The sequence below is a fragment of the Bradyrhizobium sp. 62B genome (assembly GCF_030272265.2).
Taxonomy (GTDB): domain Bacteria; phylum Pseudomonadota; class Alphaproteobacteria; order Rhizobiales; family Xanthobacteraceae; genus Bradyrhizobium.
Window position 1 is genome coordinate 2,951,175 of the sequence record NZ_CP092841.2, and the last position, 13,195, is coordinate 2,964,369.

A 13,195-nucleotide genomic window follows, 5' to 3' on the forward strand; every position below is an offset into this window, starting at 1 on the left:
CTCTCCGCCGCTCCGCGCGGCGGCCAATCAACAACACGGACAACGGAGGAAAACTTTGATGAGATCGATGTGGGCTGCTCTTGCCTCAGTCATGCTGCTGGCGACGTCACCGGCGAAGGCGCAGGATGCCTATCCGTCCAAGCAGGTGACGGTGATCGTTCCCTTTGCCGCCGGCGGCACCGCGGACATTTTCGCGCGCATGGTCTCCAACCATCTGCAGGTGAAGTTCGGCAAGCCCTTCGTGGTCGAGAATGTGGGCGGCGCCGGCTCGATCCTCGGCGTGACGCGGCTCGCGAAATCCGCGCCTGACGGCATCACGCTCGGCGTTGCCAGCACGTCCGCGCTTGCGATCAACCCATCGCTCTACGGGCCGAAGCTCAGCTACCAGCCGGACAAGGACCTGATGCCGGTCGCCCAGATCAGCGTCGTGCCCAACGTGCTCGTCGTCAACCCCAACAAGATCAAGGCGCGCACCGTGCCCGAGCTGATCGCCTATCTGAAGGCGAATCCGGACAAGGTCTCGTTCGGCTCGGCCGGTGTCGGCACCTCGCAGCACCTTGCCGGCGAGCTGTTCCAGCAGATGACCGGCACCAAGATGGTGCACGTGCCCTACAAGGGCTCGAGCCAGATGCTGACGGATCTGCTGAGCGGACAGATCGATCTCGCGTTCGATAACGTGCCGCTGCTGCTGCCGCAGGTGAAGACCGGACAGCTCGCGCTGCTCGCGACCGCAACGCCCAAGCGCGCAGACTTCGATCCGCAGGCGCCGGCCGTCGCCGAGTTCCTGCCCGGCTTCGAGGCGGTGGCCTGGCACGGCTTCTTCGTTCCTGCCGGGACGCCGAAGCCGATCGTCGAAAAGCTCTCGGCCGAGATCCGTGCCTTCATGCAGCAGCCGGAGACGGTGCAGAAATTGGCTGAGCTCGGCGCCACCGCGGTCGCCGTGGATTCCGAACCGTTCGCGGCCTACATCGCCGCCGAGACGGCGCGCTGGAAGAAGGTGATCGAGGCCGCGAACATCAAGCTGGACTAAAGCGCGATGCGATGAGGATGGAATCGCCATCGCGCTCGAGGTTATTGTTTAAAGCGTGATCTTTTCGGAAAACCGCTGCGCACTTTTCCGGGTCATGCTTTAGGCGGCGATCCATCCACCGCGGCGCTTGCCAGCCCGGAAACGAGCGGGTAGAACCCTGCCACGCCCGAGCCGTGATTTGCGCCAAACGCGCTTCCGGTGACAGTCGAACAAATCAGCAAGTGTTTGAATTTGTTCGACTATTCCGTTGGGGAATGGTGTAACGGTAGCACAACAGACTCTGACTCTGTTTGTCTTGGTTCGAATCCAGGTTCCCCAGCCAGTCCCGGGCGTTCTCCACGATCAAGGTTTCGTTCGGATAGCCGCGCCGCTCGCGACGGTTTGCCTCAGCTGAAAATCGCATCTCGCCGTCGGATCGCTGCGCTCTGCATCGTCCTTGGGCCATACAACCCTTGGGAGATCCGTGATGCCCTATGTCGATGGTTTCGTTCTGGCCGTGCCGAAGGACAAGATCGAGAGGCTTACAAGACGCTGACGGCGACCGCCTGCGCGCTCTGGATGGAGCACGGTGCACTCGATTACGTAGAATGCATCGGTGACGACGTCCCCTATGGCGAGCTGACCTCGTTCCCGCGCGCCGTGATGGCGAAAGAAGACGAAGTCGTGGTGTTCTCCTGGATCGTCTACCGCGACCGGGAGACCCGCGATGCCGTCAACAAGAAGGTGATGGCGGACCCGCGGCTGAAGATGGAGGGTATGCCGTTCGACGGCAAGCGCATGATCTACGGCGGCTTCACGACGCTGATGCAGGCGAGCGACGTCGTCGGCTGACAGAGAAGACCTATCTCGGGGACGCGCGGCCGTATTCGGCCTGGAGCAGCAGCAACAGGCAGTCGGCGAGCCGCGTCTCCATCTCCTTCGACGAGAGCGACAGCGGTCCGGGATCGTTGAGGATCGCGTTCACCAGAGTGCCCAGCACGATCTGGAAGCCGAAGGCGATGGCGCGGGTCTTCGCCGCCTTGCGGCCCTTGCCCATGGCCGGCAGCAGGAGAGGGGTCGCGCGCGTGGTGGTCGCCCGGGCGAGGGCCTTGAACGGCGTCCATTGGTCCGGGCGAGTGTCGTCGTGCTGAAGTGCGGCGCGCAGCACGCCCTCGTGGCTGCGCATCCAGACGATGATGCCGCTGACGACGACATGGCAGAGCTCGTCGAGGCCCATGCCGGGGGAGGGCGGGCGGATGTCGCCGAGCCGCTGCTCCGCGTCGCGTGTGGCCAGTGCCATCAGCGCGTTGAAATAGCTCTCCTTGCTTTCGAAACGACTGTAAAAGGCGCCGACGGTGGCTCCGACTTCGGTGCACAGCGCCTCGATCGAGAGCTCTCCAAGGCTGCGCGTCCTCAGCATCGCGGCGCCGGCGCGCAGCAGCGCCAGCGTCGTTTCCCGGCTGCGCTTCTGCCGCGACGGAGCCACCCCCGGCAGGTCGAAATCGGGAAGCTCAGGCTGGTCTGACCGTGGGCGCATCCGGGCTTGCATCCGCCAAAAATCATAATCATAATTCGGATTATACTTTAGCCCGATACGAGCCGCGGGTCAACCGCGGGCGCGCCACAGACAACGGGGCTCAAGACAACGAAATACGGTCCAGCAGGGAGGATCAGATGAGTGCAGGCAGCGGTACGCCGTTCCGCGGCAGCGTCGGCAAGACGGTTGCGGAGTCAAAACCCTGGTGGCCGGACGCTGTGAAGCCGCCCGAGGGCGCGCCGAACATCCTCGTGGTGCTGTTCGACGACGTCGGCTTCTCCGATTTCGGCTGCTACGGTTCGGCGATCAGGACGCCGACCATCGACAGGCTCGCCGCGGAAGGCCTGCGCTACAGCGGTTTCCACACCACCGCAATGTGCTCGACGACGCGCGCCGCGCTGCTCACCGGGCGCAACCATCATTCGGTCGGGGTCGGGTGCCTCGCCAATTTCGATTCCGGCTATCCCGGCTATCGCGGCAAGATCGCGCGCGAGGCGGGGACGCTGGCCGAGATGCTGCGCGGGCACGGCTATCGCAACTACATGGTCGGCAAATGGCACGTCACGCCGCTGACCGAGAGCGGGGCCACCGGCCCGTTCGACGGCTGGCCGCTCGGGCGCGGCTTCGATCGCTTCTATGGCTTCCTCGACGCCGAGACTGACCAGTACGCGCCGGAGCTCGTCTCCGACAACACGCATATCGATCCGCCGGGCAGCTACGCCGACGGCTATCATCTGACCGAAGACCTGATGGACCAGTCGATCCGCTTCATCGGCGATCACCTCGCCGATCGGCCTGACGTGCCCTGGCTGACCTGGGTCGCGCTCGGAGCCTGCCATGCGCCGCATCAGGCGCCGGCCGAGATCATCAAGAGCTATGACGCCGCCTTCGCCCATGGCTGGGACGTCGAGCGCGAGCAGCGTCTCGCGCGCCAGAAGGCGATGGGCCTGGTGCCCGCGGCTACGAAGATGCCCGCGCGCAATGACGGCGTGAAGGCCTGGGAGGAGCATTCGGCCGACGAGCGGCGCGTCTTCACCAGACTGCAGGCGGCCTTCGCCGGCATGCTCGACCATTCCGACCGCCATCTGGCGCGGCTGGTCGCATTCCTCGACACGGCCGGCATCCGCGACAACACCGTGATCATCGTGATGTCCGACAATGGCGCGAGCCAGGAGGGCGGGCCGCTCGGATTCGTCAATGCGATGGGGCCGTTCAACTTCAAGCCGGAGCCGATCGCCGAAAAGCTCGCCCGCATCGACGATATCGGCGGGCCCGACACCCACAGCAACTTCCCGCATGGCTGGGCGATGGCATCCAACACGCCGCTGCGCCGTTACAAGCAGAACACCCATGGCGGCGGCATCCGCGATCCCTTCGTCTTCAACTGGCCGAAGAGGATTGTGGCCAAAGGCGAGCTGCGTCACCAGTTCGTCCACGCCTGCGACCTCACGCCGACGCTGCTGGAGCTGATCGGTATCGACGCTCCCGCGGATATCGCAGGCTGCCGACAGATGCCGCTCGAAGGCGAGAGCTTTGCGCGGTCGATCGCGGATGCATCCGCGCCGTCGAAGAGCTCGCCGCAATATTTCGAGATGTTCGGCCATCGCGGTCTCTGGCACGCCGGGTGGAAGGCGGTCGCCTTTCATCCGTCGGGCACGCCGTTCGAGAACGACAGATGGGAGCTGTTCCATCTGGATGCGGATTTCTCCGAGACCAACGACCTTGCGGCAACCGAGCCGGAGCGTCTCGGCCGGATGATCGCGATGTGGTGGGACGAGGCCGAGAAGCACAACGTGCTGCCGCTCGACGACCGCTTCGGGCCGCGCTTTGCGGAGAATGCCAGGCGCTTCCACGGTGCGCGCCACCACTTCGTCTTTCACGCCGGCATGGGCCACGTGCCGACCGACGTCGCGCCCGACGTGCGCAGCCGCAGCTACACGATCGAGGCGCATGTCGAGACCGACGAGCAGGGCGCTGACGGCGTGCTGATCTCGCACGGCGATGCGACGTCGGGCTACAGCCTCTATGTCAGCGACGGCCATCTCGTGCACGATCTCAACATCGGCGGGAGCCACCAGATCGTGCGGTCGGACCGCAAGGTACCGTCAGGCGCGCGGCGGCTCGGCGTGCATGTCGAGCGTCTGGTGCGCAAGGAGCCGCCGGCGAAGGGCGCGCGCACCGGCGTCAGCGCGTACACGCTGCTGATCGACGGCGAGCAAGCAGGGGCGCTGCAGACCCAGCTCGGCTTCCACACGCTGATCTCGTGGTCAGGCCTCGACATCGGCCGCGACCGCGGCAGCGCGGTCTCGCATTACGCGGCGCCGTTCGAGTACGGGGGAAAGCTGCTGCGCGTCACTGTCACCATGCATGACGACCAGAAGCTCGACGGCGAAGCCGTCGGCAACGCGCAGATGGCGCGGCAGTGACGGAGAAACCCCTTACTTGATCTTGTCGTAGGCGGCCGCGAAATCGCCCAGCGGCATCGGGATCGCGATCGTCTCCTTGGCCATGTTCTGGAACGAGACCTTCAATTGCTTGCCCGACCGCAAGGCGGCGAGGAGGTCCGCCGCGACCGGCGTCGAGGCGTAGCAGCCGCGGTTTTCGCAGGTCTGGATCTGCAGGTCGAACGTCTTGCCTTCATCGACCTGGAGCTTGGCGCCGACGGGGAGGTTGAGGCCGAGCGGCAATTGCAGCAGCGCCACCGGCGTGCGGGTGTCGGGCGCGATGCGGATGTTGATCAGGACGACGGTCTGGCCGGTCTTGGTCAGCACCGCGTTCTGCTCCATCGCGCATTCGAGCGGCGCATCGCGGCTGGCGCTGGTGCAGCGGACGATCCAGCCAGGCTGCCCGGGCGCACCGTCAGCCTGTGCTTGTGTCGGCGCGGGCGAGGGGTGTGCGGCCGGGGCAGGTGCTGCGTTCTTCTTCGCGCCCTGCTGGGCATGCGCGGCGCCCAAGGACAACAGGATAAATGCGGCGAGGGCGACAAGTCTGGATTGCATGAGCATGACGAAACCGCGTTGGCGTGAACCGAGGGCCTCGCTGTAGCGTCGCGGGAGGCGCGGCGCAAGCTTACTCGGCCGCTTGCTTGACGGTGCCGTGCGCGGTCGCCTCGTCGCCTTCGTCGTCGTCCGAACGGCCCCAGGTGGAGAACCAGTTGTTGAGCTTGTCGAGATAGAGATAGACGACGGGCGTCGTGAACAGCGTCAGCGCCTGGCTGACGATGAGGCCGCCGACCATGGCGTAGCCGAGCGGCTGGCGGATCTCGGCGCCGGTGCCGTGACCGAGCATCAAGGGCACGCCGCCGAGCAGCGCGGCCATCGTCGTCATCATGATCGGGCGAAAGCGCAGCAACGCGGCCTGGCGGATCGATTCCTCCGGCGTCTTGTGCTCGTCGCGTTCGGCGGCGATCGCAAAGTCGACCATCATGATGCCGTTCTTCTTCACGATGCCGATCAGAAGGATGATGCCGATCAGCGCAATCAGGCTGAAGTCGAAGCCGGCCGCCATCAGGATCGCCAGCGCGCCGACGCCGGCCGAGGGAAGCGTCGACAGGATCGTGATCGGATGGATGTAGCTCTCGTAGAGAATGCCGAGGATCAGGTAGACGACGACGAGCGCGGCGAGAATCAGCAGCGGCACGGTGCCGAGCGATTGCTGGAACGCCTGCGCGGTGCCCTGGAAGCTCGAGTTGAGCGTCGGCGGCGCGCCGAGATCGGCCATCGCCTTCTGGACGGCTTCGGTTGCCTGGCCGAGCGCGACGCCTTGCGCGAGGTTGAAGCTGATCGTGATCGCCGGGAACTGGCCCTGATGGCTGATCGAGAGCGGGCGGACCGGATCGGTGGTCCAGGTCGCGAATGTCGACAGCGGGACCTGATCGCCCGTCAGCGGCGATTTGAGATAGAGCTTGTTGAGGCTGTCGAGATTGCCCTGCATCTCCGGCAGGATCTCCAGGATCACCTTGTAGGTGTTGAGCTGGGTGAAATATTGCGTGACCTGACGCTGTCCGAAGGCGTCATACAGCGTGTCGTCGATCAGCTGCGGCTGGATGCCGTAGCGTGAGGCGGTATCGCGGTTGATCTTGAGCTGGACGGTGGTGCCCTGCGTCTGCTGGTCGGTCGCGACGTCGCGCAGCTCCGGCAGCGTCTGCATCTTGGCGAGGATCTTGGGCGCCCATTCGTTGAGCTCCTCCAGATTGGCGTCCTGCAGCGTGAATTCGAACTGCGTACGCGTCGGCCGGCCGCCGAGCCGGACGTCCTGGGACGCCTGCATGTAGAGGCGGGCGCCGGGCACCTTGTCGAGCTGGGGACGGAGGCGTGCGATGATCTCCTGCGCCGAAGCGTCGCGCTGATTGCGCGGTTTCAACGTGATGAACAGGCCGCCGTTGTTGCCGGCCCTGCCGCTGCCGCCGATCGCCATGGCGACGCTGGCGACGCCTGGATCCGCCTGCACGACCTTGGCGAGCGCCTCTTGCCGCTCCTTCATGGCCGCGAAGGAAATGTCCTGCGAGGCTTCGGAGGTCGAGGTGATCAGGCCGTTGTCCTGCTGTGGGAAGAAGCCCTTGGGGATCAGCACGAAGAGATAGACCGACAGGGCGAGAGTCGCAAAGAAGATGGCGAGCGTGGTGCGCCTCCAGCTCAGGGCGATGTCGAGAACATGCTCATAGCCGCGCAGCATCGCGTCGAAGGCGCCTTCGCTCCACTGATAGAAGCGGCCGTGCTTGACTTCGCCATGGGCGCGCAGGAAGCGCGAGGCCATCATCGGGGTCAGCGTCAGGGAGACGACCATCGAGACGAAGATGGTCATCGCCAGCACGACGGCGAACTCGCGGAACAGGCGGCCGATGATGCCGCCCATCAGCAGCAGCGGGATCAGCACGGCGACCAGCGAAATGCTGATTGAAACGATGGTGAAACCGATTTCCTTCGCGCCCCTGTAGGCGGCGGCCATCGGCGCTTCGCCTTCCTCGACGTAGCGGGAGATGTTTTCGAGCATGACGATGGCGTCATCGACCACGAAGCCGACCGCGATCGTCAGCGCCATCAGGGAGAGGTTGTCCAGGGTATAGCCGGCCACCCACATCAGCGAGCAGGCGCCAAGCAGCGCCAGAGGGACGGTAATCGTGGGAATGACCGTCGCCCAGAAGCTGCGCAGGAAGATGAAGATGACCATGACCACGAGGAAGATGGTCAGGAGCAGGGTGAACTGGACGTCTTCGACCGCGGCCCGGATCGTCTGGGTTCGGTCGCTCATCAGCTCGATCTTGATCGCCGGCGGGATCGCCGCAACGAGGCGTGGCAGGGCCGCCTTGATCTTGTCTACGGTCTCGATGACGTTGGCACCGGGCTGCTTGAACACGACGAGGAACACGCCGCGTTTGCCGTTCGCCCAGGCCGCCTGCTTAGCATCTTCCGGGCCGGTGACGGCCTGCCCGATGTCGCGGATGCGCAGCGGCCCGCCGTTGCGGTAGGCGATGATGACGTCGTTCCAATCCTTGGAATGAGTGAGCTGATCGTTGGCGTAGATCGTGTAGGCGCGGTTGGGGCCGTCAATGTTGCCCTTGGGGCTGTCGACCGTCGTGATCGCGATTTGGCTGCGCACGTCCTCCAGCGACAGGCCCTTGGCGACGAGCTTGGCCGGATCGATCTGGATACGGATCGCCGGTTTCTGCTGGCCGCCGATGATGACTTGCGCGACGCCGGAAATCTGGCTGATCTGCTGCGCCAGCTGCGCATCGACGGAGTCGCTCACTGTGGTCAGCGGCAGGGTGTCCGACGTGGCGGACATGATGAGGATCGGCGAGTCCGCCGGATTGACCTTGCGGTAGGTCGGTGGCGACGGCAGGTTCTTCGGCAACTGGCCGGAGGCCGCGTTGATGGCTGCCTGAACGTCGTTGGCGGCACCGTCGATGCTGCGATTGAGGTCGAACTGAATGGTGACCGACGCGGTGCCCAGATAACTCGTCGAGGTCATCTGCGCGATGCCGGGGATCTGGGCGAACTGGCGCTCCAGCGGCTGGGCCACGGACGAGGCCATCGTCTCGGGGCTGCCGCCCGGCAGGTTGGCAGTGATCTGGATGGTCGGGAAGTCGACCTGCGGCAGCGGTGCGACCGGAAGCAGGGGATAGGCGACGAGACCTATGAAGAGAATACCGGCCATCAGCAGCGAGGTGCCGATGGGATAACGGATGAAAGGTGCCGAAATCCCGCCCTCGGTCATTCCCGTCGTACCTTACTCTGGGCCGGATCCGAGCTCGCCACCGCCGTCGAGACGAGGCTCCCGGGCTGGACCTTGAACTGACCGCCGACAATCACCTGCTGACCGGGGCTCAAGCCTTCTTCGATGACCGAATGGCCGTCGATGGCATAGCTGACCTTGACCTTGTGCACCTCGGCCTTGTTGTCCTGATTGACCGTATAGGCATAGAGGCCGTTGGTGGAATGCTGGACCGCGTCATCCGGAACCACCGTGGCATCCTTCAGCGTCCGCACCAGAAGCCGCGTCGAGACCGATTGGCCCGGCCACAGCGCGTGGTCCTTGTTGTCGAACACCGCCTTGAGCCGGATCGTCCCGCTGGTCGTGTCGACCTGGTTGTTGATGACCGCAAGCTTGCCCTCGGCCAGCGTCTTCTTGCCGTCGGTGCTGAAAGCGATGACCTTGAGCGCGCCGCTCTTCTGGCCCTCGCTGATATAGGGAAGCTGGTCTTCCGGCGCGGTGAAGATCACGGAAATCGGCTCGACCTGCGAGATCGTGACGATGCCCGTCTGCGTCGAGGCGTTGACGATGTTGCCGATGTCGACCTGGCGCAGGCCTGCGACGCCGGTGATCGGCGCCTTGACCTGGGTGTAGTCGAGCTGGGTCTGGGCGTTGGCGATCGCGGCTTCGTCGGCGGCGATCTGGGCAGTGAGCTGGGCGACGGTCGAGCGCTGGGTGTCGACCCGCTGCGCGGTCGCGAATTCGCCGAGCTTCATGGCGCGTTGAAGTTCGAGATTGGCGTTGGCGAGGCTGGCCTCGTCCTGCGCCTTCTTGGCCTTGGCCTGGTCGAGCGTGGCCTGATAGGGACGGGGGTCGATCGAGACCAGAAGCTCGCCCTCCTGGACGATCTGGCCTTCCCTAAAGGTGAGTTTGTCGATCTGGCCATCCACCCGGCTGCGGACCTGGACGGTGTTGAAGCCCTGAACCGTGCCGAGACCGGTCAAGTAGACCGGGAAGTCGACTTTCTGGACCGGAGCAACGCTCACAGGGACGGCGGGCGGGCGGGGTGGACCCTTCTGGGCGGTCTGGGTTTTTCCGGCTCCAGATCCGAATTTCTGCCAACCATAGTAACCCGCGGAGGCCACGGCCGCGATGATCAGAAGCCAGAGGATCGGCCGGGACTTTTTCATGTCGTCTCGTGTCGGCTCGTATGCCCTCAGCTAACGAATGACAGGGCAATCGCAGGGTTCCAGCGGGTTTGTATAATACACGCCAAGTTCCAGTGTAAACAGCACTATCGGTTGAGAATCCTAAACAATTGGAAAGCTTTGCACCGTCTGGGCAGTGCTCTGGCGCGGCGGTGTGCAGGGCTGCATTTGCTTGGCCGGCTCGAGCGGCGGGCAAGTCTTGTGCGGCACCCGCAGACAGTGTGCTCGATCCGAATGGCACCGCGCCGGGGCGCCGCTTGGCGCTGCTCGCAAGAATGGTTCTAAATCGTGTGGCAGCCGTTTTGGTAGTCAGCAGTTCGTGCATCGGCCATATCCGGCGCCGCCACCTATGGAGTGCAGAATGGATGAATTGAACGGCAAGCTGATCGCGTGTCAGATTCTGATCACGGGATTGATCGCGCGGGTGGCCAACGAGCAGCGCGATCCCTTGCGCTTCCTCACCGACTTCCGCGACGAGATCAAAGCCGTCGTGAACGGCGTCAACATCGCCGGCATGGACTCAACCGATCGCGTGCGCGCCGTCGCGCAGAAGACCGTCGACGAGTTGTTTTCGCTGATGAAGCCGCCGAGCAGCGATTGATGTCGTGCGGGAGATTGATGATGTGAAGGAGGCTGCGCTTATGCCGGCAAATGGCGCAGCTTTTTAGAATGAGTCCAGTCTTGGTTTAGAACGGTTTCAAACTGCAGTTTAGAATTGTTTTGATCTGGATCGATTCAAGGGTTCTTGCGAGCCGCTCGCATTGACCCGCTATTTTGCCGCCGATACCAACAACTCATCGTTCGTCGAAGTGAATGAGCGAACAGGAAGATGGGGCGTTTGGTAATGGGGCAGGTGGTCGCACCGAAATCGTTGCGTTCGGTCGCAGCATTCGATCTGGTGGATGAGAAATTCGCGGGCGTTTCTGGCAAGAAGGCCTCCGCGGTTGCGAGCTTGATCGCGGTGGCGTCGGTATCGAGCGGCGCGCAGGCGCAGCAGTCGAACCTGCCGCCGGTGACGGTCGACGCGCCCGTCGAGCGGCCGCGTCCGACGGCATCGAAACCCTCGCCGGAGCAGGTCCGCGCCCGCAACGCGATTCGTCGTGCCGCGCAACGCGAGCAAGCGGCGCAGCAGGCAGCCCCGATCACGCCGTCAGGCGCTGTCGACGGCAATCCCTATGCCGATCCCGCCGCGCCCTACAAGGTCGATCACGTCCAGGCCTCGGGCAAGTTTCCCGAGAAGATGCTGAACACGCCCAAGAGCATCACGGTGCTCAGCAAGGAAGTTCTCGAGGACAAGAACGCGACGACCCTGAAGGAGATCGGGCGCTCGACCGCGGGCGTAACGCTGGGCTCCGGTGAGGGCGGCAACGCGTTCGGCGACCGCTTCTTCATTCGCGGCTTCGATGCGCGCAACGACGTGTTCATCGACGGCATCCGCGATCCCGCCGTTTCCATCCGCGAGAACTTCTTCACCGAGCAGATCGAGATCCTGCGCGGCCCTGCATCGTCCTACGCCGGCCGCGGAACCGCGGGCGGTGCCATCAACATCGTCACCAAGCAAGCCGGTGACCGCAACTTCCAGCGCATGGACACCGAGTTCGGCACCGACCGGACAAAGCGCGTCACGCTCGACGTCAACCAGGTCATCGACCCGACCTTCTCGGTGCGCACCGGTGGCCTGTTCCAGGACGCCAACGTCGCCGGCCGCGACTACGTGACCGACAATCGCTGGGGCACCTTCATCTCGACCAAGTACACCCCGACCAGCGACCTCAAGATCACGACCAACTACGTCCACACCGACCTCAGCGGCTACCCCGATTTCGGCGTGCCCTATTACAAGCAGGGCAACGTGCCGGTGACCTCGGCCGGCATTCCGCGCGGCAACTGGTACGGCTTCCTCAACCGCGACTTCCAGACGGCGCGGCAGGATTTCGGCACCGGCACGGTCGAGTACAAGGTCAACGACGCCATCACGCTGACCAGCAAGGTGCGTGGCGAGCACTCGCTGCTCAACTACATCGGCACGCTGCCGCAGAACCCGATTACGACCAGCCCCAACCCGCTGCTCTGGACCACGACGGCGAGCGCGCAGAGCCGCTACCAGACCGTGGACGTGTGGGCCAACCAGAACGAGGCTACGTTCAAGCTCGACACCGGCGGGGTCAAGCACACCGCGGTGTTCGGCGTCGAATATGCGAACGAGAACATCTCGATCGACCGTTACTCCGGCCTTGCGGCTGAGCTGGCCGGCTCGCCGTTCACGAGCACCGGCGCCATCTCGGGTGTCAATCTCTATGCGCCCCAGTACACCTATCTCTCCGGCTTCGGCATTCCGTCACTCGTCGGAAATCCGACGCGCTACGGCGTCAACACCAGCAGCGTGTACGTGATGGACACCGCGAACTGGCAAGACACGATCATCGTGAACGGCGGCGTTCGCTACGACGGTTATAGCCAGAGCGCGTCGAACAATACCAATTATGTGAAGCAGAACTCCGATCTGGTGAACTACAACGTCGGTTTGGTCTACAAGCCGATGTCGATCGGCAGCGTCTATGCAGCCTACGCCACCTCGGCCAATCCGTTCGGTTCGGAGCTCGACGCGACCGGCACCGACTACGGCGGCGTTCCCGCCAACTCGACCATCTTGCTTGGGCCCGAGCGCAACAAGGCGATTGAGGTCGGCACCAAATGGGAGCTTGCGGATCGCCACCTGCTCGTGACCGGTGCGCTGTTCCAGACCACCAAGGACAACGCGCGCGAGACCGTCAACGGCCTGCTGACGTCGGGTGCTGCCTACAGGATCCAGGGCATCGACATCGAAGCCGAGGGCAAGATCACCGATCGCTGGAGCATCTTCGGCGGCCTGGTGCTGATGCAGTCCAAGGTCACGCAGAGCGGCGTCGCCTCCAATCTCGGCCTGCAGCTTGCCAACGTGGCCCATCAGTCGTTCAGCATGCTGACCAAGTACAAGTTCGACGACGGCTGGGAGCTCGGCGGGCAGGCGGTGTACCGCTCGAAGGTCTATGGCGGCACGTTTGCGGCCAACACCAACGAGCTGCCGAGCTATTGGCGCTTCGACGCGTTCGTCGAGAAGAAGATCGACAAGAACTGGACCATGAAGTTCTACGCGCAGAACCTGACCAACAAGCTCTATTACGACTCGTTCTATCGCAGCAACGTCCCGTTCGTTGCGGTCGCGCCGGGGCGGGCGTTCTACCTCGTGACGACGGCGAAGTTCTGATC

8 protein-coding genes, 1 tRNA gene and 1 pseudogene are annotated in these 13,195 nt (G+C 64.1%); 6 read left to right on the forward strand and 4 right to left on the reverse strand.

The window, feature by feature from the left end; all coding sequences use genetic code 11:
• Nucleotides 1–58: 58 nt before the first annotated feature.
• The 3 genes and pseudogenes from ML401_RS13730 to ML401_RS13740 all read left to right on the forward strand — a co-directional run bounded on the left by ML401_RS13730 (nucleotide 59) and on the right by ML401_RS13740 (nucleotide 1,861).
• On the forward strand, nucleotides 59–1,030 hold the full coding sequence (locus ML401_RS13730; RefSeq protein ID WP_211418116.1) for a tripartite tricarboxylate transporter substrate binding protein: 972 nt from the start codon (nucleotides 59–61) through the stop codon (nucleotides 1,028–1,030).
• 248 nt (nucleotides 1,031–1,278) lie between these two features.
• A tRNA-Gln gene (locus ML401_RS13735) sits at nucleotides 1,279–1,352 on the forward strand.
• Between the two features lie 144 nt (nucleotides 1,353–1,496).
• Nucleotides 1,497–1,861: pseudogene (locus tag ML401_RS13740) on the forward strand (DUF1428 domain-containing protein).
• 10 nt (nucleotides 1,862–1,871) lie between these two features.
• Here the strand turns inward: ML401_RS13740 and ML401_RS13745 are convergent.
• Nucleotides 1,872–2,546, reverse strand: coding sequence for a TetR/AcrR family transcriptional regulator (locus tag ML401_RS13745; protein WP_285812237.1), 675 nt, complete (start codon nucleotides 2,544–2,546; stop codon nucleotides 1,872–1,874).
• Nucleotides 2,547–2,683: 137 nt separating this feature from the next.
• Between ML401_RS13745 and ML401_RS13750 the strand changes: the two genes are divergently transcribed.
• Complete coding sequence (locus ML401_RS13750; protein WP_285812238.1) at nucleotides 2,684–4,972, forward strand: arylsulfatase; 2,289 nt, start codon at nucleotides 2,684–2,686, stop codon at nucleotides 4,970–4,972.
• Between the two features lie 12 nt (nucleotides 4,973–4,984).
• Here the strand turns inward: ML401_RS13750 and ML401_RS13755 are convergent, their stop codons facing one another.
• From ML401_RS13755 to ML401_RS13765, 3 genes are all read right to left on the reverse strand, one after another.
• Nucleotides 4,985–5,551: an invasion associated locus B family protein gene (locus ML401_RS13755; RefSeq protein ID WP_285812239.1), complete on the reverse strand. Its 567-nt coding sequence runs from the start codon at nucleotides 5,549–5,551 to the stop codon at nucleotides 4,985–4,987.
• Nucleotides 5,552–5,615: 64 nt separating this feature from the next.
• The gene (locus ML401_RS13760; protein WP_212068427.1) at nucleotides 5,616–8,762 is read right to left on the reverse strand and encodes a multidrug efflux RND transporter permease subunit; all 3,147 of its coding nucleotides are present in this window, start codon (nucleotides 8,760–8,762) and stop codon (nucleotides 5,616–5,618) included.
• Entirely contained in the window at nucleotides 8,759–9,928 is a 1,170-nt protein-coding gene (locus tag ML401_RS13765; RefSeq protein WP_194407551.1) for an efflux RND transporter periplasmic adaptor subunit, read from the reverse strand. The genes ML401_RS13760 and ML401_RS13765 overlap by 4 nt, the downstream gene beginning before the upstream one ends.
• Before the next feature lie 379 nt (nucleotides 9,929–10,307).
• On the opposite strand from ML401_RS13765, the gene ML401_RS13770 reads away from it, so the two are divergent.
• Nucleotides 10,308–10,547, forward strand: coding sequence for a hypothetical protein (locus tag ML401_RS13770; protein ID WP_027571757.1), 240 nt, complete (start codon nucleotides 10,308–10,310; stop codon nucleotides 10,545–10,547).
• Between the two features lie 243 nt (nucleotides 10,548–10,790).
• Nucleotides 10,791–13,193 (forward strand): TonB-dependent siderophore receptor, encoded by a 2,403-nt coding sequence (locus ML401_RS13775; protein WP_285812676.1) that lies wholly within the window; start codon nucleotides 10,791–10,793, stop codon nucleotides 13,191–13,193.
• The last annotated feature ends 2 nt before the right edge of the window (nucleotides 13,194–13,195 follow it).